The following is a 20,048-nucleotide window of genomic DNA, read 5'->3' as shown; positions in this document are numbered from 1 at the left end:
TCCGAAGACGGAGGCACCTGGATCAGCAGACAGGCGAACTGAGCTGGCTCACCCCGAGAGCCGGATCCGCCGGCTTCGCTGATCCCGAGATGGAGCACACCCCCATGACCGCACCGCAGCGCAGCATCTGGCTGAAGAACCCGCTCGGCATCTACACCGGTGACACCGCCGACGCCCGCGGCGGCATCGTGGTCGAGGGTTCGCGTGTGCTCGAGGCCGTCCCGGCGGGCGGCGCGCCCACGCGCCCGGTCGATGAGACCATCGACGCGTCGAGACACGTGATCATCCCCGGTCTGATCAACACGCACCACCACTTCTACCAGACGCTCACCCGTGCCTGGACCCCGGTCGTCAGCGCCGAGCTGTTCGGCTGGCTGAAGGGTCTGTACGGCGTATGGGCAGGGCTCACTCCGCGCGACCTCGAGCTCGCGACGACCGCCGCCCTCGCCGAGCTGCTGCTGTCGGGCTGCACCACCGCGGCCGACCACCACTACCTGTTCCCGAACGGCCTCGAAGAGGGCATCGACGTGCAGGTCGACGTCGTCAAGAAGCTCGGCATGCGCGCGACCCTCACCCGCGGCTCGATGTCGCTCGGTGAGAAGGACGGCGGGCTGCCGCCGCAGCAGACCGTTCAGGACGCCGAGACGATCCTCGCCGACAGCGAGCGCCTCATCGGCGCGTACCACGAGCGCGGCGAGGGCGCCTTCGTGCAGATCGGCCTCGCGCCGTGCTCGCCGTTCTCCGTCACGACGGGCGTCATGCGCGACACCGCCCAGCTCGCCCACGACCTCGACGTGCGCCTGCACACCCACCTCGCCGAGACCCTCGACGAAGAGGACTTCTGCCGCGAGATGTTCGGCCTGCGCACGGTCGACTACCTCGAGAGCGTCGGGTGGCTGAGCGGCCGCACGTGGCTCGCCCACGGCATCCACTTCGACGACGACGAGATCGCGCGGCTGGGTGCCGCCGGCACTGCCGTCTCGCACTGCGCCACCTCGAACATGCGACTCGCGTCGGGCATCGCCCGCGCTGTCGAGCTGCAGGAAGCCGGCGTGCCGGTCGGGCTCGGCGTCGACGGCTCGGCATCCAACGACGGATCGAACATGATCCAGGAGGTGCGCCAGGCGCTCTACCTGCAGCGACTGCGCTACGGCGCCGCCGCGGTCACCCCCGAGCGCGCCCTCGACTGGGCGACCCAGGGGTCGGCCAGGGCACTCGGCCGCAACGACGTCGGAGTGCTCGCACCGGGCAAGCAGGCAGATCTCGCGATGTTCACGCTCCACGAGCTGCGCTTCTCAGGCAGCCACGACCCGGTCGCGGCTCTGCTGCTCTGCGGCGCAGAGCGTGCTGACCGCGTCATGGTCGGCGGCGCGTGGCGGGTGCTCGACGGTCAGATCGTCGGCCTCGACCTTCCCCAGCTCATCGCCCACCACAGCGAGGCGGCCCGCGGCCTTCTCGCCCGACATTCCTGACATCCCCCGAAACACCGATCCACCCCACTCGACGAAGAGGTCCAGAAAATGAGTAAGCAGACGAAGGAAGCGCTCCGCCCGGAGGACGAGCGCCTGTCCATCGGCGCCACCTTCGGGTACGGGCTCCAGCACGTGCTCACGATGTACGGCGGCATCATCGCCCCGCCGCTGATCATCGGGCAGCTCGCCGGACTCAACCCTGCAGAGATCGGCGTGCTCATCGCGTCGTGCCTCTTCATGGGCGGTCTCGCGACGATCCTGCAGACGGTCGGCATCCCGTTCTTCGGCTCGCAGCTGCCTCTCGTGCAGGGCGTCTCGTTCGCCGGCGTCGCGACCATGGGCGCGATCGTCACCAACGGCGGCGGTCTGCCGGCGGTGTTCGGGTCGGTGATAGCCGCGTCGGTGATCGGCCTCTTGATCGCGCCGATCTTCGCGATGGTCATCCGGTTCTTCCCGCCGGTCGTCACCGGTGTCGTGATCACCACGATCGGCCTGACCCTGCTGCCGGTCGCGGCACGCTGGGCGATGGGCGGAAACGCCACGGCCGACGACTTCGGCGCACCCGAGAACCTGCTGCTCGCCTTCGTCACGCTGCTGTTCGTGCTGATCCTCAGCAAGGTGCCCGTCGGCGCGGTCTCGCGCCTGTCGATCCTGCTCGCGATCGTCGCCGGCACCATCTTCGCCGCGTTCCTCGGACGCGTCGACTTCTCGCAGGTCGGCGAGGGCGCGATCTTCGCGTTCCCGACGCCGTTCGCCTTCGGCTGGCCGACGTTCGAGATCGCCGCGATCATCTCGATGTTCATCGTCATCCTCGTGACGCTCACCGAGACCACGGCCGACATCCTCGCCGTCGGCGAGATCGTCAACACCAAGGTCGACAAGAAGCGCATCGCCGACGGCCTGCGCGCCGACATGCTCTCCAGCGCCGTGTCGCCGATCTTCGGCACCTTCACCCAGTCGGCCTTCGCTCAGAACGTGGGCCTGGTCGCCATCACCGGTGTCAAGAGCCGCTTCGTCGTCACCGCCGGTGGTGTCGTGCTCGTCATCCTCGGTCTGCTGCCGGTCCTCGGACGCGTCGTCGGCGAGATCCCCTCGCCGGTGCTCGGCGGAGCGGGCATCGTGCTGTTCGGCTCGGTCGCGGCATCCGGTATCCGCACCCTGGCGAAGGTCGACTACCGCGGCAACATGAACCTGATCATCGTCGCGGCGTCGCTCGGCATCGGCATGCTGCCGATCGCCGCTCCGACGATCTACGACCAGATGCCCGACTGGTTCAACACGATCTTCCACTCGGGCATCAGCTCGGCAGCGGTCGCCGCGATCTTCCTGAACCTGCTGTTCAACCACCTCGGTGGCGTGAAGCGCAAGAACGCGTTCGTGTCGGCTCCGACCCGCAGCATCCCGATCTACATCCTGGATGCCCTGGAAGACGGCGACTCGGTCGTCGACGGCAAGGTCGTCGACAAGGACGGCAACGAGGTCGACGTCGAGCGGGCCGACCACTAGCCGGCCTGGCACCTGACACCGTGAGACGAGCCCGGTCGCCACGACCGGGCTCGTCTTCGTCACACCTTCGTGCCGACGACGATCGCCGAGGTGTCGTCGACCGCATCGATCGTCACATGCCAGATGCGTGTGGTGATCGTGGAGCCGGCGGCGGTGAGGTACTCGGGGACGTCGATCGCGAAATCGCCGTCATCGTGCTGCAGCAGCTCTGCGGGGATCTCCACGCCGTCGCGGAACACGATCTGCAGGCCCCGCGGGCCGGATGAGAGTTCCGCTGCGGACAGCGGAGCCAGCAGCCGCGCCCCGCGATACAGGTGAGTGTTCGTCGCTGTCACGGTCACTCGGTCTTCGTGCATCGTCCCTCCTGTTTGCTCTCCGCGCGTCTCATGACGCCTGTGACGTCTTCCACGACGCCGGGCCCGTGGAACCGGCGGGGTACTCATCGAGCGGAGTCTCGCCGCGAGCCCAGGCATCGCGCACCGGCTGGATGATCCGCCAGCACTCCTCGGCCTCGTCGGCCCGGACAGACAGGGCGACGTCGCCGTCGAGCAGCTCGTCGAGAACCTCCTCGTACGACCGCTGCTGGCCGACGCCGAGCTCGGTCACGAGGTCTTCGTCGCGCAGCGCGAACGGGTCGTCGCCGCCCGTGACGTGCAGCCGCAGGTGCATCTCGTCCGGCCCCAGCGAGAACGTCAGCCGGCCGCCGTCGGACGGGCTGCCGGTGAGCCCTGGCGGCAGATGGCGCACCGGCTTGAAGGTCACCACGATCTCGGAGTGCTTGCGGTCGAGGCCCTTGCCCGAGCGCAGGATGAACGGCACCCCTGTCCAGCGGTCGCTGGCCACCTCGAAGACCACCTCTGCGAGCGTCTCGGTCTTGCGCACGTTGTCGACGCCCTCCTCGTCGCGGTACGAGGGCAGCTCACGCGAGCCGCCGTCGGCGAGCTTCTGGGTGCCGGCCGTGTACTGAGCACGGCGCGACCAGCGTGCGGGATCGTCGTCCATCACATGCGTGGCGCGCAGCACCGCGGCCTTCGCGTCGCGCAGATCGCGCTCGTGGAGGGTTGCCGGCGGATCCATCGCGAGCAGTGCGAGCACCTGCAGCAGGTGGCTCTGGATCATGTCGATCATGGCTCCCGCCTTGTCGTAGTAGCGCGCCCGGCCTTCGAGGGCGACCGACTCGTCGAAGCGGATGAGCACCTGCTCGATGTGCTCGGCCGACCACACCGGTTCCCAGATGCGGTTCGCGAGGCGCACGCCGAGCAGGTTGAGCAGGGTCGACCGGCCGAGGAAGTGGTCGACCCGGAAGATCTGCTTCTCGGGCACCAGGGCCAAGAGCTTCTGGTTGAGCTCGTGGGCCGACTGCTCGTCCTGACCGAACGGCTTCTCCATCGCGAGCACGGTGCCCTCGGGCAGTGTCAGACCCTCCATCGCATCGATCGCCGCGGCGGTCACGGCCGGCGGGAGGGCGAAGTAGAGCACGGTCGCGGGATCGAGCGTCTCGACGAGCGACGCCACGGCCGAGGCATCCGTCACATCGGCGCGCATGTAGTCGGCGATCTCGACGCGGTCCATCGCCTGCGGCTGGTCGGCGAATGCCTTCTCGATCGTGGCGCGCCAGGTCGCGGCATCCCACTCCTCGGTTCCCGACCCCCGGAGGATGACCCGGTGCTTCTGCTCTTTGCACAGCAGAGACGCGAGCGATGGCAGCAGCAGCCGCGAGGTGAGGTCGCCCGTTGCTCCGAGGATGAAGAGCGTCGTGGTCGCAGGCGTGGTGGCGGAAGGCGATGCGGTGGTCGTCGACATGACACCGACGGTAGTCGCCGCCCCGCTGAAAGCAAGGGGGTGCGGCCGGCGAGGCGGCGGTGCGAGACTGCCCGGGTGGTGACGCCGATCGAGGACTATGCCCTGCTCAGCAACTGCCGCACCGCGGCGCTCGTGTCGAGAGAGGGCAGCATCGACTGGCTCTGTCTGCCCCGGCTGGACTCGGCGAGCACGTTCGCCGCTCTGCTCGGCGACGAATCGCACGGGCGATGGCTGCTGCGCCCCGACGATCCGGATGCCACGGCCACTCGTCACTACGACCGCGACACGTTCGTGCTGGTCACGCGCTGGCAGAGCGGGGATGCGGTCGCCGAGGTGCACGACTTCATGCCGATAGATCCCGATCCCGGCGTGCAGATCAGGCGGACGGATGTCGTGCGCCGCATCGTCGGCGTCGCCGGCGAGATGTCGTTCACGCAGCGGCTCAGCATCCGGTTCGACTACTCGCGGGCGATGCCGTGGGTGCGGCAGACCGGCACCGACGCGGAGCCGCAGCTGGTCGCGATGGCCGGGCCGGACGCGCTCGGCGTGCGAGGGGCGCGGCTGACGGCCGTCGATCATGAGCACCGCGGCGAGGTGCGCGTGACGGCCGGAGAGGTGCGCGACCTGCAGCTCGCCTGGTTCCCCTCGCATCGGCCGGCGCCCGAGCCGCTCGACGTCGATGAGGTGCTCGAGGTGACGAAGACGTGGTGGCAGAGCTGGGCCGACAGGATCGAGCATTCGGGGCCGCACCACGAGAAGGTGGTCCGCTCGCTGCTGATCCTGCGTGCGCTGACCAACCACGAGACGGGCGGCATCGCGGCCGCCGCGACCATGGCGCTGTCCGAGCAGATCGGGGGCGAGCGCAACTGGACTACCGCTATGTGTGGCTGCGCGACGCGGCGCTCACGCTCGAGGCGCTGCTCGATCACGGCTTCCTCGGTCTGGCCGACAGCTGGCGCGAGTGGCTGCTGCGGGCGGTGGCAGGCGACCCCGCCGACCTGCAGATCATGTACGGACTGGCGGGGGAGCGCGATCTGACCGAGAGCGTGCTGAGGGCGCTGCCGGGGTATGCCGCCTCGGCGCCGGTGCGGGTCGGCAACGGAGCGTGGGGGCAGTACCAGGCGGATGTCGTGGGCGAGGTGCTCGTGACCCTGTCCGCCGCACGGGCCGCCGGTCTGAAGGACAGCGAGTTCTCGTGGCCGCTCGAGCGCAGCCTGCTGCGCTTCGCGGCTGATCAGATCGGGCGTCCGGATCAGGGACTGTGGGAGATCCGCGGACCCGCGCGCATGTTCACCCACTCGCGGGTGATGATGTGGGCCGCCTTCGACCGCGGCGTGCGGGCTGTCGAGCAGTACGGGCTGCCCGGAGCGGTCGGCACATGGCGCAAGCTGCGCGACCTGCTGCGGTCGGAGATCGACCGACGGGGAGTGCGCGACGGGCATTTCACCCAGCACTACGACACCGACGAGGTGGATGCGTCGCTGCTGCTGCTTCCGGAGGTCGGCTACTGCGCGGCCGACGATCCGCGCATGCTGGCGACGGTCGCCCGCATCGAGCAGACGCTCATGCATGACGGTCTGCTGCACCGCTATCGCACGCAGAGCGGTGTGGACGGGCTCACGGGGGAGGAGAGCCCTTTTCTCGCGTGCTCGTTCTGGCTGGTCGAGCAGTACGCGAGCACGGGCCGGCGCGAAGAGGCGTCTGCGCTCATGGATCGGCTCTGCGCCCTGACGAACGACGTCGGGATGCTGGCAGAGGAGTACGACCCGGTGAACCGGCGTCAGCTCGGCAATACTCCGCAGGCGTTCTCGCACCTCGCACTCGTGCGCGCCGCCGATGCGCTGAGCGGTGGCGAGAGCACGCCCCGCTGACGAACGACGAGAGCGCCGCCCCAGAGGGGACGGCGCTCTCGTCGTGGAAAAAGCAGCGGGCTCAGGCGTTGGCGAGCACTGTTTCGTCGATCGGGCGGCGGACGCGCGGGGCCGACTCGCGCTCCTGCAGCACCTCGGGCAGAGCGCCCGCGTCGCCGAGGTCGCCCAGGGCGATGACGGTGATCGGGGTGAAGCGCTCGCCGAGGCCGGTGACCTCGCGCAGGTCGTCGGCGTCGAAGCCGCTCATCTGGTGCACGACGAGGCCGTCGTGGTGGGCCTGCACCGACAGGTGGGCGACCGACTGGCCGAGGTCGTAGACGGCGTGCGAGATCGGGGCGCCCTCTTCGTTCACGGTCTCGGCGACCGCGACGATGAGTGCAGCGGCGTTGCCGGCCCAGGCCTGGTTGAAGCCCATCAGTGCCGAGTGGATGCCGCGGTGCAGCTCGGTGCCGCGGCGGGCGACGATGAAGCGCCAGGGCTGCGAGTTGTTGGCGCTGGGGCTCCAGCGGGCCGCCTCGAGTGCGGACGAGAGCTTGGCCTCGTCGATGGGCGTCTCGGAGTCGAAGGCCCGGGGGCTCCACCGGTCGGCGAGGACGTCGAGGACGGGGTGCTCGGTCTGGGCGGTGCGGTCGAGGACAGGGGTGCTCATCAGATGAGGCCTTTCGTTTACGGCTGATCACGGGCGGACCTCATCGTCCTGAGTGCTCCAACGAGCCTATGCATGCGCATATTCCCGGCATCCGCAGATTCCCTCACACGAGGCGCGAGTTCCCGCACGAGACGGATGCGCGCCAGCGCCGTCTCGTGCGGGAACAAGAGGTCTCGCGACGCCTGATCAGCCCCGCAGGGCCTCGGCGAGCTTCACGCGTCCGCCCATCCGCAGCAGCGAGTTCTCGTAGATCTTCGACGCCACGAGGATCGCCGCGACGCACGATGCCACGAGGATCACGAGCGACAGCGCGCCCTCCCACCACTGCGCCTCGCCGACGAACATCCGCACCGGCATCGCCACCGGGGCCGAGAAGGGCACGTACGACATGATCGTCAGCACCAGCGGGTTGTCGTTGAAGAAGATCACGAGGAAGTACGGCGCCATCACCAGCATCATGAGCGGCATGGTGGTCGAGCCGATGTCCTCCTGACGCGACACCATCGATGCCGCCGCCGCGTACAGCGCCGCCAGCAGCACGAACCCGAACAGGAAGAACACCGCGAACCAGAGGATCGGCGCCCCGATGCCACTGAGCACGTCCTCCTGCCCGGTGACGATCAGCCCGACGATCGCGATCACCGCGAGGGCGATGATCTGCCCCATCGCGAGCACCGTGTTCCCCAGCACCTTGCCCGCGAGCAGCGCCCGCGTCGGGATCGCCGAGATGAGCAGCTCGACCACGCGGGTCTGCTTCTCCTCCACCACGCTCTGCGCGATCGTGCCTCCGAAGGTCGATGCCGCCATCAGGAAGACGAGCCCGAAGCCGAGCGCCACGAGGTAGCGCAGCAGCGGGTCGGTGCCGGCCGGCTGCAGGATCTCGACGGTCGGCGACTGAGACAGCATCATCATCAGGTCCGACGGCGCGTTCTCCTTCGCGAGGATGACGAACCCGAACCCGTTTCTGTCGCCGGGCACGAGGGCCGCCTCGACGTCGTCGGCGGTGACGAGCTTCTCCGCGGCGGCGCGGTCGGCGACCTGATGCGCCTCCACCCCGGGAATCCCCTCGACCGCGCTCGCCGTCTCGGGCGTGACCGCGATGGCATCCGCGGACGGGCTCTTGCTCGCGAACCCGCCGATCAGCACCCCGGCGAGGGCGATCAGCAGCAGGATGCCCGTGGCGATGACGAACGCACGACTGCGCAGCTTCGCGGTGATCTCACGTTCGGCGACGAGCCAGATCGCGCTGTTCATGCGATGACCTCCTTGAAGATCTGGGCGAGTGAGGGATGCTGGGGGGCGAAGCTCGACACGGCGCCTCGGTCCATGGCCTGACGCAGCACGCGCTGCGCGGTGTCGGGAGCGTCGACGTCGAACAGCGCCGAACCTCCCTCGAAGTCGAGCACCGCGACGCCGGGCTCGCTGCGCAGCCAGCCGGCATCGCCGCTGGAGTGCAGCTGGTACCGCAGCGTGGAGTGCGCCGAACGCAGCTCTTCTCGCGATCCGGCGGCGCGGATCGTGCCGCCGGCGATGATGATCAGGTCGTCGCAGAGCCGCTCGACCACGTCGAGCTGGTGCGACGAGAACAGGATGGCGGCTCCTGCAGCGGCACGACGCTGCAGCACCTCGGCGACCACGTCGACCGCGAGCGGGTCGAGGCCCGAGAACGGCTCGTCGAGGATCAGCACCTGCGGGTCGTGCACGAGGGCGGCGGCGATCTGCGCGCGCTGCTGGTTTCCGAGCGACAGCGCCTCGATCTTCTCGTTCAGGCGCTCGGCCAGCCCGAGCTCCTCGAGCAGCGCGGTGGCGCGCGTCGTGGCATCCGCCTTGCTGAAGCCGTGCAGGCGCGCGAGATAGACCACCTGCTCGAGCACCTTCATCTTCGGGTACAGCCCTCGCTCCTCTGGCATGTACCCGAAGCGCTGCCGGTCGGCGGTGGTGGCCGGCCGGTCGCCGAGAGTGACGGTGCCGCCGTCGGCGGCGAGCACGCCGAGGATGATGCGCATGGTGGTCGTCTTGCCTGCGCCGTTGCCGCCGACGAATCCGGTCAGCCGCCCTGGGGCGACGTCGAACCGGATGCCGTCGAGCACTCTGCGCGAGCCGTAGCTCTTGGTGATGCCGTCGAGTCTGAGAACGCTCATGCCCTCACGCTAGGGAAGGCGGGTGGTGCCCGGCATCCCCCCTGCGGCTGATCCGGCGGGTCCCTCCCGCGGCCTACCTGCCGAGGTGCAGCACGGCCCGGACGAGCAGACCGGCGACCAGCGCCCAGAACGCGGCGCTGATGCCGAGCAGGGCGATGCCGGATGCCGCGACCAGGAACGTCACGACGGCGGGCATCCGCTCGCCGGGGTCGTCGATCGCCTGCTGCACCGCCGAGCCGAACGCGCCGAACAGTGCGAGTCCGGCGACGGCGGGGATGACCGCGGCCGGCGCCAGCAGCACGAGCGCGGCGAAGACGGCCGACAGGCCGCCGAGCACGATGTACGAGACGCCGGTCGAGATGCCGGCGATCCAGCGTCGGGCCGGATCCGGCTCGGCGTCGGGAGCCGCGGCGAGAGCGGCGCTGATCGCGGCGAGGTTGATCGCGTGGCCGCCGGCAGGCGCACCGAGCGCGGTGCCGATGCCCGTGACGAGCATCGCCGGCCGCCAGGGCACCTCGTATCCGAAGCTGCGCATGACCGCGATGCCCGGCACGTTCTGCGAGGCCATCGTGACGATGAACAGCGGCAGTGCGATGCCCACGATCGACCCCACCGTGAAGGCGGGCGCTGTCAGCGTGAAAGCCGGAAGGAGCGCGGCCGGATCGACCTCGGTTCCGGATGCCGCGATGCCGACCACCACGACGACCGTCGCAGTCACGAAGGCCGCAGGCACCGCCCATCGAGGGGCGATCCGCGTGACGACCAGCCAGGTGAGCACCACGGGCACCACGCCCCACGGATTCGTCACGATGCCGGCGACCGGGGCGATGCACAGCGGCAGCAGCACCCCGGCGAGCATGGCCTGCGCGATCGACGGCGGGATCGCCGCGATGAGCGCGCCGAGGCTCGGCACGAGCGCCGTGAGCAGGATGAGTGCCGCGACGACGAGAAATGCGCCGACCGCGGCCGGCCAGCCGCCGTCCACCGCGCTGATCGCGGCGAGCAGCGCGGCACCGGGGGTCGACCAGGCCGAGGTGATCGGCATGCGGTAGCGCCAGGCGAGGATGATGCACGCGGCGCCCATCGTGAGGCTGAGCGCGAGCAGGCCGCTGGCCGCCTGCGCCGGCCTCGCGCCGACGGCGTCGAGTCCGGTGAGCACCACGGCGAACGAGCTGGTGAACCCGACGAGCGCGGTGACGATGCCGGCGGTGATCGGGCGGGTCGGCGAGGGGCGGGCCGGCGAAGGGCGCATGCCGGCGCTCATCGGGTGAGTCCGTGGCGGTGGGCGAGCACGATCGCCTGCACCCGGTCGCGCGCGCCCAGCTTCTGCAGCACGCGCGACACATGCGTCTTCACGGTCGCCTCGCCGATGAAGAGCTCGCCGGCGATCTCGGCATTGCTGCGCGCGTCGGCCATGAGCGTGAGAACCTCGGACTCCCGGTCGGTGAGGGGCTCGGCGAGTACGCGTGCGGGAGCGGGGGCGCTCCGTTCTTGCGGCCCGCCGACCGGTGCCGTGAACCTGGCGAGCACCCGCCTGGTCACCTCCGGAGCCAGGATCCCGTCGCCTGCGGCCAGCGCCCGCACCGCGGTGATCAGCTCCTCAGGGCCGGCGTTCTTCAGAAGGAAACCCCCTGCCCCGGCATCCAGCGCCTGGAAGAGGTATTCGTCGCGATCGAAGGTCGTGACGATCGCGATCGACGCCGTGCTCGCGGGGTCTGCGATGATGCGCCTGGTCGCCTCGATGCCGTCCATGTCCGGCATCTGCACGTCCATCGTGATGACGTCCGGCTGCAGATCGGCGGCGAGCCGCACGCCCTCGGCGCCGGTCGCGGCCTCGCCGACGACCTCGATATCGGGCTGCGTGCTGAGGATCGCCCGGAAACCCGCCCGCAGCATGGCGTGGTCGTCGACCAGGAGCACGCGGATCATCGGAGGGCCCCTCTCTCAGCGTTCGCATCGCTCAACTGGTCGCCCTGGGGGCCTGGAATCTGCACTTCGCGCGACTCGAACTCGGAAGAGGCGCCCAGCGGCACGGCCACCCGCACACGGAATCCGCCCTGCGGACGCGGCTGCAGCTCGATCTCACCGCCCGACGCAAGAGCGCGCTCGCGCATGCCCAGTTGACCGAGACCAGGGCGAAGCACGCCCACCGAACGGCCCGTGTTCACGATCTCCAGCTCCACGGCATCCGGAACCCAGCGCAGCCGCACGTCGGCCGAAGCTCCCGAGCCGGCGTGACGACGGGCGTTCGTGAGCGCCTCCTGCGCGATGCGGTACAGGTTGACCTCGACGGTCGACGGCACCGCGACGGGCTCGCCGATCACGGTGAAATCGGTGGGCAGCCCGGCATCCCGAGACGCCTGAGCGAGCCGCTCGATGTCTGCCAGCCCGACCGACGACGGCTCATCCGACCCGCCGTCGCCAGGATCGCGCAGGGTCTCAAGCAACTGCCGGAAGTCTCTGATCGCCTCACGCGACGCCTGCTCCACGCCTGCCAGCATGCGCTTCGCCTCATCGGGGTCGCTGTCGATCACGAGCCGCGCGGCCCCGGCCTGCACGCCCATGACCGACACGTGATGCGCCACGACATCGTGCAGCTCGCGCGCGATGCGCACCCGGTCGAGCGCCACCGCCTGCGCGGCCGTGATCTCTCGCTGGGCCTCGAGCTCGCGCGTGCGCTCTTCGAGGGCGAAGCGCTGCGCCGCCGCCTGCCACGAGCGCTCGCCGAAGTAGTAGGCGCCGCCGAAGTAGAGCACGTTGATGAGCAGGTTGATCATCATGAACGCGACGAACGGCGAGAAGAGCCCGGCAGCGACGTCGGCCTTGTCGGCCTCGTCGATGGCGTCGCGGTACATGACGATGAGGAGCCAGATGAACATGCCGAGGATGATGCCCGCGCGCACGAAGAACGCACGGCGGCGATCGTTCATCCACGCGCCGACCGTGTACAGGGCGACGAACATGGCGATGTTCGTCGCGTAGATCTCAGGCACGCGCAGCGTGACGCTCGTGAACATGACGAGCGCGATCACGATGGCGACCGCAGCGGGGTAGCGGCGCCGCACGATCAGCGGCAGCGAGATGCCGACGACCACCAGCAGCGCCCACCACATCGGCGCCTGCTCATCGCCGTAGAGGCCGGCGATGGTCGACAGCGCCGCGCTGATGACGCCGCCGACCAGCATGACCACGGCGAGCAGCACGTCCTGCTGCCGGTCGCGGTCGGTCGGCGTGCGCGTGAAGGCGGCGGACTCGGGCATCTCTCCAACTTACGGAGGCGGAGGATGCCACGGCATCCCCCTCACGGCGGACGGGGCGGGCGAACTCGCGACCGAGCGCGTCAGTCGGTGCGCTCGGGCGGAAGCAGATCAGCGACGGACTGCACGATCTCGTCGGGACGGAACGGATACCGCTCGATCTCGACGCGGTCGCTGATGCCGGTCATGACCAGCACCGTGTGCAGGCCGGCTTCGATGCCGGCGACGATGTCGGTGTCCATGCGGTCGCCGATCATGCCCGTCTTCTCGGAGTGGGCACCGATCTTGTTCAGGGCCGAGCGGAACATCATCGGGTTCGGCTTGCCCACCACGTACGGCTCTCGCCCCGTCGCCTTGGTGATCAGCGCGGCGATCGCGCCGGTCGCGGGCAGCGGGCCCTCGGCGCTGGGGCCGGTGGCGTCGGGGTTGGTGACGATGAAGCGCGCGCCCGCGCCGATGAGACGGATCGCCTTGGTGATCGCCTCGAATGAGTAGTTGCGCGTCTCGCCGACCACGACGAAGTCGGGCCGCGTCTCGGTCATGATGAAGCCGGCCTCGTGCAGAGCCGTGAGCAGACCCGCCTCGCCGATCACGAACGCCGAGCCGCCAGGCAGCTGCTGGGCGAGGAAGTCGGCGGTGGCGAGGGCTGAGGTCCAGATGCGGTGCTCAGGCACGTGCAGGCCGCTGGCGCGCAGCCGGGCCGACAGGTCGCGCGCCGTGAAGATCGAGTTGTTGGTGAGCACGAGGTACGGGATGCCGTCGCGCTCCCACCCCGCGAGAAGCTCGGACGCCCCGGGGATGGCGTCGTTCTCGTGCACGAGGACGCCGTCCATGTCTGTGAGCCAGCATTCGATCTCGGAGCGATCAGCCATGGCTTCAGGCTATCGGCCGAAGCCCGAGCGCGGCACGTGTGAGAATCGAGCGTGACCGACCCGCGCCCCCGCCTCGCGCCCCTGTACCTCGCGGGCTTCACGACCGCGTTCGGGGCGCACGGCATCGCGGCGGCGCTCGGTGCCGAGACCGACGACATCGGCTGGACCCTGCTGGCCTTCGGCCTCACCCTCGCGCTGTACGACCTCGCCGAGGTGCTGCTCAAACCCCTGTTCGGTGCGCTCAGCGATCGCGTCGGCGTGCGGCCGGTGATCGTCGGCGGGCTGCTCGCGTTCACGGCGTTCTCGGTGCTCGGCGCGCTCGTACCGGGCACGGTCGGACTGATCGTCGCGCGCTTCGGCCAGGGGGCGGCGGCGTCGGCGTTCTCGCCCGCATCGTCGGCCGCCGTCGCCAGACTGACCGACGGCGCCTCGCGCGGCAGGTACTTCGGACGCTACGGATCGTGGAAGAGCCTCGGCTACGCACTCGGGCCGCTGTTCGGCGCCGTGCTCGTCGTGTGGGGCGGTCTGCCCTCGTTGTTCTGGGCGCTCGCCGTGATCGGCCTCGTCGCCGCCGTGTGGGTGATGCTCGCCGTGCCGAAGGTGCCCGTGCTGCCGCGCACGAGGGTGACGCTCGTCGACCTCGGACGCGAGCTCACAGCGCCCGGGTTTGTCGTGCCCACCCTCGTGCTCGCTGCGACGACCGGCGCGCTCGCCGTCGCGGTCGGCTTCCTGCCGCTGCTCGCCCGCCAGGCCGGCATCGGCACGGTCGGCAGCATGGCACTGGTGACGGTGCTCGCGGTGGCGTCGGCCGTCGTTCAGCCGCTGGTAGGCACCGCGCATGACCGCGGCCGCATCTCGGTGCGCGTCGGCGGGATCGGCGGTCTTGCGCTGATCGCTGCGGGCCTCGCGCTGTCGGGTGCGGTGGCGCTGGATGCCCTGACGCCGGCGCTCATCGGACTCATCGCGACCGCCCTGCTGGTGGGCGTCGGCGTCGGGTCGGCCACCCCGGTCGCCTTCTCGCACCTCGCCGCCTCGACGCCCGAGGAGCGCATGGGTCGCACGATGGGATCGGCCGAGCTCGGGCGCGAGCTGGGAGACGCGGGCGGTCCGCTGATCGCCGGTGCGGTCGGCACAGCATCCGTCGCCGGCGCCGGCCTGCTCGTCGTCGCGGCGCTCACCGCCGGAGCCGGCGCACTCGCCGCGCTCGGCCTGCGCCGCTCGCGCTGAGGGCGTGGGTCGTGCTGGCTCGTCGGCCTGGCTCGCGCCGGTTTGTCCGCCTGAGCCCCTGGCTCCCGCCCCTGCTCAGCGTCGTCGCCCCTGCTCAGCGTCGTCGCCCCTGCTCAGCGTCGTCGCCCCTGCTCATTCGCGTCGATCAGCAGGGGCGAGGACGACCAGCAGGGGCGAGGATGCCCCAGCCGCCCGGCCACATCGTCGGGATGGGCGGGGTGCCGCCGAGATCGGGGTTTCGCGCCCGAGAGAGCAGGCGCATGATGAACGTCATGAGCGGACGCATCATCATCGACCTGTTCACCACCCTCGACGGCGTCGCCCAGGCGCCGGGCGGCCCGGAAGAGGATCCGAGCGACGACTTCCCGTACGGCGGATGGCAGGCGGGATACCCGAGCCAGGCGGTGGGCGAGAGCGTGATGACGGGCATGCAGACCCTCGACGCCCTGCTGCTCGGACGCCGCACGTACGACATCTTCGCCGGATACTGGCCGCAGCACACGACCGGGCCGGAGGGGCCGATCGGGCAGCTGTTCGACCGGGTGCCGAAATACGTGGCATCGCGGGATGCCTCGCTCGCGCTCGACTGGCAGGGCTCGACGCTAATCGGCGACGACCTCGCCGCCGAGATCGCCAGCCTGCGCGAGCGGCATCAGGACGTGCACGTGATCGGCAGCGTCGACCTCGTGCAGACCCTGCTCGCCGAGCAGCTCTACGACGAGCTGCAGCTCTGGGTGTACCCCGTGGTCCTCGGGCGGGGCAAGAAGGTGTTCCCCGACGGAGCGGCCCCGCACAACATGCGCCTGATCAGCGCCGAGACAGGAGACGGCGGCGCCCTGCTGCTGCGCTATGCCCCCGAACCGGGAGAGGTGCGCACCGGCACCATGGGGTCCTGAAGGCTCAGCCCTCGAGCATCCGCTCGATCACCGCGGCGACGCCGTCGTCGTGGTTCGATGCGGTGACCTCGTCGGCGGCATCGCGCACGACGTCGATCGCGTTCGCCATCGCGACGCCATGACCTGCCCACTGCAGCATCTCGAGGTCGTTGAGCGCGTCGCCGAAGGCCAGCACCTGGGAGTGCTCGACGCCGAGCCGCTCGCACACCTGCGCGAGCCCGGTGGCCTTGGTCACGCCCTGCGCCATCACCTCGACGAACGGTGCACCGGACAGAGTCGCAGCGAAACCCGTGAGGCCCAGCGCATTCAGCGCCATGAAGATCTCGTCGATGGGCACCGACGCATGCCGGATGACGAGCTTGAGGCTGGGCGATCCGACGACCTCGTCGAGTGCGACGCCGCCCATCGTCTGCGGGTCGCGCTTGTGGTCGCTCAGCTGCGCGATGTCGGCGTAGCCGTGCTGGGCCACGAAACCCTCGCCTGCGTCGCGCACGCTGGCGAAGACCAGATCCGGGATGCTCTTCAGCAGCGCCTCAGCCAGCTCGCGCTGCACGTCGGCGGGGATCTCTTCTGCGAACAGGTGCTCGCCGGTCTTCAGGTGCAGTCCGTAGGCGCCGTTGCCGCACAGCGCCCACGAGTCGAAGCCGGCCTGCTCGGCGATCGGCCGCAGCCCGATCGGCTGGCGGGCGGTGACGGGGATGGTCTCGATCCCGGCATCGCGGGCGGCGTCGAGAGCCGCACGTGTGCGCGCGCTCACCCGCCCGCCGTCATCGAGCAGCGTGCCGTCGAGGTCGGTCGCGATCAGGCGGATGCCCGAGAGAGCGCTCACGCGAAGATCATCGGCATGTCGCCGTCGCCGTCGTCGTCACCGCCGAAGTCGAGGTCGACGACGACGGGCACGTGGTCGCTGGGCTGCTCGCCCTTGCGCTCGTTGCGGTGGATCGCCGCGCCTGTGACGGCGTCGGCGAAGGGCTTCGAGCCGAGCACGAAATCGATGCGGATGCCCTCGTTCCGCGGGAACTTGAGGCGCTGGTAGTCCCAGTACGTGAAGCCCTCCGGGATCAGCGGGCGCACGACGTCGGTGACGCCTGCCGACTCGAGGGCGAAGAACGCCTCGCGCTCGGGCGGCGACACGTGCGTCGAGAAGCCCTGCACGATGGCCGGGTCGCCGTTGTCGTGATCGAACGGGATGATGTTGAAGTCGCCGACGAGGGCGAGCGGCAGGTTCGGATCGGCGGCGAGCTCGGCGGCGGTCGCGGTGCGCAGAGCCTCGAGCCAGTGCAGCTTGTAGTGGTAGTGCTCGTCGTTCAGCGAGCGGCCGTTGGGCACGTACAGGCTCCACACCCGCACTCCGTCGACCATCACGCCGAGGGCCCTGGCCTCGAGCGGGGCGTCGGGGCCCTCATGCCCCTTCGCGAACCCCGGCTGCCCCGCGAACGAGGTGCGCACGTCGGTCATCGGCAGGCGGCTCGCGATCGCGACGCCATTCCACTGGTTCAGCCCGTGAACCTCGACCTGGTAGCCGGCCTCTTCGAACGGCTGGTACGGGAACTGCTCGGGCTTGCACTTGATCTCCTGGAAGGCCAGCACATCGATGTCTTCCCGCACGGCGAAGTCGACGGCGCGCGAGACGCGGGTGCGGATCGAGTTGATGTTCCAGGTGGCCAGACGCATGCATCCAGCCTATTCGTGGCGGCGGACAGCCGCGGCCGGGCCTAGCGCTCCGAGGGGTCTCCCGTGCCGATCAGCACGCCGCGCGCCAGCGTGTGGAAGTGCCTGTTGAAGCCGAGTACCGCCGGTGTCGATCCGGGCTCGAGGTCGAGGTGGTCGACGTCGAGCGCGTCGACGACGAAGAAGTAGCGATGCACGCCCGTGCCGGCGGGCGGAGCCGCGCCGATGAAGCGCTCGGTGCGGGCCTCGTTCGGCAGCACCACGGCACCGGTCGGCAGGTTCGCCGAGGTGCCGTCGCCGCTGTCGAGCCGGCGCACGTCGGGGGCGATGTCGTACGCGGCCCAGTGCCAGAAGCCCGATCCGGTCGGGGCGTCGGGGTCGAAGCACGAGATGGCGAAGCTGAGGGTCCCGGCAGGCGGGTCGGACCATTCGAGGGTCGGATGCCGGTCTTCACCGGCCCGATCCGACGACCACGCGAAGCCGGGCAGCGGCCCGCCCGCGTCGAAGTCGGGGCTGGTCAGCTCTAGCGGCGCGACGGGGCGCAGCCGGGCGAGCTCGGCATAGGGATCGAATGAGAACATGTGGACCTCCTGCGCTCAACGGTAGGCCGAATAGGATGAATCCGTGACCACCCTCGCCGAAGACCGCCAGTCCCTGCTAGACCTCATCAAGGATGAGGCGGTGTTCCACGGCGACTTCACGCTCTCGAGCGGCAAGAAGGCGACCTACTACGTCGACATGCGCAAGCTCACGCTCGATCACCGCGCGGCTCCCGCGATCGGGCGCATCATGCTCGACCTCATCAAAGACCACGACATCTCGGCCGTCGGGGGCCTGACGCTCGGCGCCGACCCGATCGCGAACTCCGTGATGCACGCCTCGGTGGCATCCGACCGTCCGCTCGACGCGTTCGTCGTGCGCAAGGAGCCGAAGGACCACGGCCGCGGCCGCCAGGTCGAGGGTGCCGACGTCGCGGGCAAGCTGGTCGTGGTGCTCGAAGACACCTCGACCACTGGGCAGTCGGCTCTGAAGGCCGTCGAGGTCCTGCGCCGCGAGGGCGCAGAGGTCGTCGCGGTCGCCGTGATCGTCGACCGCAAGACCGGCGCACAGGCCGCTATCGAGGCCGAGGGCCTGCAGTGGCTCGCCGCCTACGACCTCGACGACCTGGCTCTCGACCCGCAGTAGCCTCCACGTCAGGGCCGCCTGCCGACGGCCGCGTCGGCGACGATCTTCGCGATGCGGGATGCCCGGGTCTCGGCGCGCTTGGCCGTGGCGATGCTCGTGAGGCCGAGCTTCTTCACCGACTTGGGGAAGGCGTTCCAGTTCTCGCGCGCGGCGGGAACGGCATCCAGCGCCGCGGCGAAGTCGTCGGGCTCGATGCCGGCCTCTGGGCCGTCGAGCATCGTCCACGATCCGTCGGCCTTCGCTGCCTCGATCACCCGGATGCCCGCAGGGGCCAGCAAGCCGGCCGCCTCGAGTTCGATCAGTCGGGCCTTGTTCGTCGCCGCCCATCCGCTGCCGCGTCGACGCGGTGAGAACCACTGCCCGACGGTGTCATCGCCGAAGGTGCGCACGGGGCCGTCGATCCAGCCGAAGCAGAGCGCCTGCCGAACCGCGTCTTCGTAGGAGAGGCCGTCGTCGCTCGCGCGGCGCACGTGCAGCAGCCAGACGCCGCCGGCGCGCATGTGGTTCTCGTCGAGCCAGGCGCGCCACGTACCGGCATCCGGTGCGGTGATCCGCTCGCCGTCGTCGAGAGCCCCCATCAGCGTTTGCGCCCGCGGGGCGTGTCGTCATCGTCCCACGGACCCTCGTACCACTCGCCGCGGTTGTCGCGGCTGGGGCGCTTGAGCAGCTGGATGACGACGATCGTGAGCGACGCGAGGCCGATGCTGATCAGCACCAGGAAGAGCATGTCCTGCTGGTCCATGGGCGTCCTCTCGATCCGGTCCGTTCAGCTTAGGCGCTGCGGGGCCATCAGTCGCGGCGGGCGGCCCAGTGCGTGAGCCCGTGGATGAGGGCGGTGAGACCGATCGCGAAGGTGCGGCGCGCCGGGTCGTCGCTCGCGGCGGCACGACGGCGCTCGGCGTCGGCGAAGGCGGGGAACGTCTCGGCGAGGGCACCAGGCGACATGTTGTCGGCGGGGGCCAGGGCGTCGAGGGCCGATCCGATCACGAAGGACTCGATCGCGATGATCGCGTCGGCAGCCTTCTCGACGGGCCATCCGTCGGCGGTCATGAGCCGGGTGACGTGCTCGTACTGTGCGAACGAGGAGGCGTCCTCGTCGATGGGCAGGGTCGCCAGCATCACGATGGCGCCGGGGGCGGCGAGCATCGCCGAGCGGTAGGCGTGCCCCCACGACTCGAGGGTGCGTGCGAGGTCGTCGCTCTGCTGCCATTCGGTGTCGATCATCGCCGAGATGCGGCCGCGCATAGCCCGGATCACCGCGTCGCGGTTCGCGAAGTGGTGATACAGCGCCGAGGTGCGCACGCCCAGCGCCTCGGCCAGCGCGGTCATCGTGAACTGCCGGGGAGTGCGCTCGCGCGTCAGCCGGAACGCGGCCTGCAGGATGCGGTCCTCGGTGAGCAGGGGTGCCGTGGGGCGCCCCGCGCCCCGCGGGGTTCTCATCATCGGAGCTCGATTCTGCTACTTTATTGAAACACTTTCAATTCTACTGCGGGAAGAG

21 protein-coding genes and 1 pseudogene are annotated in these 20,048 nt (G+C 70.0%); 6 read left to right on the top strand and 16 right to left on the bottom strand.

Annotation, left to right across the window (positions count from 1 at the left end; genetic code table 11):
- The first annotated feature begins 104 nt into the window (after positions 1-104).
- Positions 105-1,472, top strand: a complete 1,368-nt coding sequence (locus JOE67_RS07300) for an 8-oxoguanine deaminase (protein ID WP_204974826.1) — start codon at positions 105-107, stop codon at positions 1,470-1,472.
- A 48-nt stretch (positions 1,473-1,520) separates the two neighbouring features.
- Positions 1,521-2,978 carry a nucleobase:cation symporter-2 family protein gene (locus JOE67_RS07295; RefSeq protein WP_204974825.1) on the top strand — a complete coding sequence of 486 codons (1,458 nt, stop codon included), beginning with the start codon at positions 1,521-1,523 and terminating at the stop codon, positions 2,976-2,978.
- A gap of 59 nt (positions 2,979-3,037) precedes the next feature.
- Here the strand turns inward: JOE67_RS07295 and JOE67_RS07290 are convergent, their stop codons facing one another.
- Positions 3,038-3,334, bottom strand: coding sequence for a hypothetical protein (locus tag JOE67_RS07290; protein ID WP_204974824.1), 297 nt, complete (start codon positions 3,332-3,334; stop codon positions 3,038-3,040).
- A 28-nt stretch (positions 3,335-3,362) separates the two neighbouring features.
- Positions 3,363-4,781 carry a glucose-6-phosphate dehydrogenase gene (locus tag JOE67_RS07285; protein ID WP_204974823.1) on the bottom strand — a complete coding sequence of 473 codons (1,419 nt, stop codon included), beginning with the start codon at positions 4,779-4,781 and terminating at the stop codon, positions 3,363-3,365.
- Positions 4,782-4,856: 75 nt separating this feature from the next.
- On the opposite strand from JOE67_RS07285, the pseudogene JOE67_RS07280 reads away from it, so the two are divergent.
- Positions 4,857-6,652: pseudogene (locus JOE67_RS07280) on the top strand (glycoside hydrolase family 15 protein).
- 61 nt (positions 6,653-6,713) lie between these two features.
- Here JOE67_RS07280 and JOE67_RS07275 read toward each other — a convergent pair.
- The 7 genes from JOE67_RS07275 to JOE67_RS07245 all read right to left on the bottom strand — a co-directional run bounded on the left by JOE67_RS07275 (position 6,714) and on the right by JOE67_RS07245 (position 13,571).
- A complete protein-coding gene (locus JOE67_RS07275) occupies positions 6,714-7,301 on the bottom strand; it encodes a nitroreductase family protein (RefSeq protein WP_204974822.1) in 588 nt (195 codons plus the stop codon).
- A 186-nt stretch (positions 7,302-7,487) separates the two neighbouring features.
- Positions 7,488-8,555, bottom strand: a complete 1,068-nt coding sequence (locus JOE67_RS07270; RefSeq protein WP_204974821.1) for an ABC transporter permease — start codon at positions 8,553-8,555, stop codon at positions 7,488-7,490.
- Positions 8,552-9,442, bottom strand: a complete 891-nt coding sequence (locus JOE67_RS07265) for an ABC transporter ATP-binding protein (protein ID WP_204974820.1) — start codon at positions 9,440-9,442, stop codon at positions 8,552-8,554. The genes JOE67_RS07270 and JOE67_RS07265 overlap by 4 nt, the downstream gene beginning before the upstream one ends.
- Positions 9,443-9,515: 73 nt before the next feature.
- Positions 9,516-10,694: a benzoate/H(+) symporter BenE family transporter gene (locus tag JOE67_RS07260; RefSeq protein WP_204974819.1), complete on the bottom strand. Its 1,179-nt coding sequence runs from the start codon at positions 10,692-10,694 to the stop codon at positions 9,516-9,518.
- An 8-nt stretch (positions 10,695-10,702) separates the two neighbouring features.
- A complete protein-coding gene (locus JOE67_RS07255) occupies positions 10,703-11,371 on the bottom strand; it encodes a response regulator (RefSeq protein ID WP_204974818.1) in 669 nt (222 codons plus the stop codon).
- On the bottom strand, positions 11,368-12,702 hold the full coding sequence (locus JOE67_RS07250) for a sensor histidine kinase (RefSeq protein ID WP_204974817.1): 1,335 nt from the start codon (positions 12,700-12,702) through the stop codon (positions 11,368-11,370). The genes JOE67_RS07255 and JOE67_RS07250 overlap by 4 nt, the downstream gene beginning before the upstream one ends.
- Before the next feature lie 80 nt (positions 12,703-12,782).
- A complete protein-coding gene (locus tag JOE67_RS07245; RefSeq protein ID WP_204974816.1) occupies positions 12,783-13,571 on the bottom strand; it encodes an HAD-IIA family hydrolase in 789 nt (262 codons plus the stop codon).
- 51 nt (positions 13,572-13,622) lie between these two features.
- On the opposite strand from JOE67_RS07245, the gene JOE67_RS07240 reads away from it, so the two are divergent.
- Positions 13,623-14,798, top strand: coding sequence for an MFS transporter (locus JOE67_RS07240; protein WP_204974815.1), 1,176 nt, complete (start codon positions 13,623-13,625; stop codon positions 14,796-14,798).
- 145 nt (positions 14,799-14,943) lie between these two features.
- Here JOE67_RS07240 and JOE67_RS15640 read toward each other — a convergent pair whose 3' ends face one another.
- Positions 14,944-15,072, bottom strand: coding sequence for a hypothetical protein (locus tag JOE67_RS15640; RefSeq protein WP_274606814.1), 129 nt, complete (start codon positions 15,070-15,072; stop codon positions 14,944-14,946).
- Between JOE67_RS15640 and JOE67_RS07235 the strand changes: the two genes are divergently transcribed.
- The gene (locus tag JOE67_RS07235) at positions 15,071-15,694 is read left to right on the top strand and encodes a dihydrofolate reductase family protein (protein WP_204974814.1); all 624 of its coding nucleotides are present in this window, start codon (positions 15,071-15,073) and stop codon (positions 15,692-15,694) included. The two genes, JOE67_RS15640 and JOE67_RS07235, sit on opposite strands and share 2 nt — an antisense overlap.
- Before the next feature lie 4 nt (positions 15,695-15,698).
- Here JOE67_RS07235 and JOE67_RS07230 read toward each other — a convergent pair whose 3' ends face one another.
- From JOE67_RS07230 to JOE67_RS07220, 3 genes are read right to left on the bottom strand one after another with little or no spacing between them, the layout of a single operon-like run.
- On the bottom strand, positions 15,699-16,523 hold the full coding sequence (locus JOE67_RS07230; protein WP_338041529.1) for a Cof-type HAD-IIB family hydrolase: 825 nt from the start codon (positions 16,521-16,523) through the stop codon (positions 15,699-15,701).
- The gene (locus JOE67_RS07225) at positions 16,520-17,368 is read right to left on the bottom strand and encodes an exodeoxyribonuclease III (protein WP_204974813.1); all 849 of its coding nucleotides are present in this window, start codon (positions 17,366-17,368) and stop codon (positions 16,520-16,522) included. The genes JOE67_RS07230 and JOE67_RS07225 overlap by 4 nt, the downstream gene beginning before the upstream one ends.
- 41 nt (positions 17,369-17,409) lie before the next feature.
- A complete protein-coding gene (locus tag JOE67_RS07220) occupies positions 17,410-17,946 on the bottom strand; it encodes a YbhB/YbcL family Raf kinase inhibitor-like protein (RefSeq protein WP_204974812.1) in 537 nt (178 codons plus the stop codon).
- A gap of 43 nt (positions 17,947-17,989) precedes the next feature.
- On the opposite strand from JOE67_RS07220, the gene pyrE reads away from it, so the two are divergent.
- Positions 17,990-18,550, top strand: a complete 561-nt coding sequence (gene pyrE, locus JOE67_RS07215; protein ID WP_204974811.1) for an orotate phosphoribosyltransferase — start codon at positions 17,990-17,992, stop codon at positions 18,548-18,550.
- Positions 18,551-18,558: 8 nt separating this feature from the next.
- Here pyrE and JOE67_RS07210 read toward each other — a convergent pair whose 3' ends face one another.
- From JOE67_RS07210 to JOE67_RS07200, 3 genes are read right to left on the bottom strand one after another with little or no spacing between them, the layout of a single operon-like run.
- Positions 18,559-19,128 (bottom strand): YdeI/OmpD-associated family protein, encoded by a 570-nt coding sequence (locus tag JOE67_RS07210; RefSeq protein ID WP_204974810.1) that lies wholly within the window; start codon positions 19,126-19,128, stop codon positions 18,559-18,561.
- On the bottom strand, positions 19,128-19,292 hold the full coding sequence (locus JOE67_RS07205) for a hypothetical protein (RefSeq protein WP_204974809.1): 165 nt from the start codon (positions 19,290-19,292) through the stop codon (positions 19,128-19,130). The genes JOE67_RS07210 and JOE67_RS07205 overlap by 1 nt, the downstream gene beginning before the upstream one ends.
- A gap of 47 nt (positions 19,293-19,339) precedes the next feature.
- Positions 19,340-19,993, bottom strand: a complete 654-nt coding sequence (locus tag JOE67_RS07200; RefSeq protein ID WP_204974808.1) for a TetR/AcrR family transcriptional regulator — start codon at positions 19,991-19,993, stop codon at positions 19,340-19,342.
- Positions 19,994-20,048 lie beyond the last annotated feature (55 nt).

Source organism: Microbacterium esteraromaticum (genome assembly GCF_016907315.1).
GTDB classification, from domain to species: domain Bacteria; phylum Actinomycetota; class Actinomycetes; order Actinomycetales; family Microbacteriaceae; genus Microbacterium; species Microbacterium esteraromaticum.
The sequence above is the reverse complement of the archived record's forward strand: the minus strand, read 5'-3'. Positions and strand labels throughout refer to the sequence as shown.

Excerpts from the sequence above, each read along its gene's own strand:
- JOE67_RS07290 (WP_204974824.1), bottom strand. The coding sequence starts at position 3,334 with ATGCACGAAGACCGAGTGACCGTGACAGCGACGAACACTCACCTGTAT.
- JOE67_RS07245 (WP_204974816.1), bottom strand. The coding sequence starts at position 13,571 with ATGGCTGATCGCTCCGAGATCGAATGCTGGCTCACAGACATGGACGGC.
- JOE67_RS07270 (WP_204974821.1), bottom strand. The coding sequence starts at position 8,555 with ATGAACAGCGCGATCTGGCTCGTCGCCGAACGTGAGATCACCGCGAAG.
- JOE67_RS07210 (WP_204974810.1), bottom strand. The coding sequence starts at position 19,128 with ATGGGGGCTCTCGACGACGGCGAGCGGATCACCGCACCGGATGCCGGT.
- JOE67_RS07255 (WP_204974818.1), bottom strand. The coding sequence starts at position 11,371 with ATGATCCGCGTGCTCCTGGTCGACGACCACGCCATGCTGCGGGCGGGT.
- JOE67_RS07260 (WP_204974819.1), bottom strand. The coding sequence starts at position 10,694 with ATGCGCCCTTCGCCGGCCCGCCCCTCGCCGACCCGCCCGATCACCGCC.
- JOE67_RS15640 (WP_274606814.1), bottom strand. The coding sequence starts at position 15,072 with ATGACGTTCATCATGCGCCTGCTCTCTCGGGCGCGAAACCCCGATCTC.
- JOE67_RS07275 (WP_204974822.1), bottom strand. The coding sequence starts at position 7,301 with ATGAGCACCCCTGTCCTCGACCGCACCGCCCAGACCGAGCACCCCGTC.
- JOE67_RS07250 (WP_204974817.1), bottom strand. The coding sequence starts at position 12,702 with ATGCCCGAGTCCGCCGCCTTCACGCGCACGCCGACCGACCGCGACCGG.
- JOE67_RS07295 (WP_204974825.1), top strand. The coding sequence starts at position 1,521 with ATGAGTAAGCAGACGAAGGAAGCGCTCCGCCCGGAGGACGAGCGCCTG.
- JOE67_RS07205 (WP_204974809.1), bottom strand. The coding sequence starts at position 19,292 with ATGGACCAGCAGGACATGCTCTTCCTGGTGCTGATCAGCATCGGCCTC.
- JOE67_RS07200 (WP_204974808.1), bottom strand. The coding sequence starts at position 19,993 with ATGATGAGAACCCCGCGGGGCGCGGGGCGCCCCACGGCACCCCTGCTC.
- JOE67_RS07265 (WP_204974820.1), bottom strand. The coding sequence starts at position 9,442 with ATGAGCGTTCTCAGACTCGACGGCATCACCAAGAGCTACGGCTCGCGC.
- JOE67_RS07220 (WP_204974812.1), bottom strand. The coding sequence starts at position 17,946 with ATGTTCTCATTCGATCCCTATGCCGAGCTCGCCCGGCTGCGCCCCGTC.
- JOE67_RS07235 (WP_204974814.1), top strand. The coding sequence starts at position 15,071 with ATGAGCGGACGCATCATCATCGACCTGTTCACCACCCTCGACGGCGTC.
- JOE67_RS07225 (WP_204974813.1), bottom strand. The coding sequence starts at position 17,368 with ATGCGTCTGGCCACCTGGAACATCAACTCGATCCGCACCCGCGTCTCG.
- JOE67_RS07300 (WP_204974826.1), top strand. The coding sequence starts at position 105 with ATGACCGCACCGCAGCGCAGCATCTGGCTGAAGAACCCGCTCGGCATC.
- JOE67_RS07285 (WP_204974823.1), bottom strand. The coding sequence starts at position 4,781 with ATGTCGACGACCACCGCATCGCCTTCCGCCACCACGCCTGCGACCACG.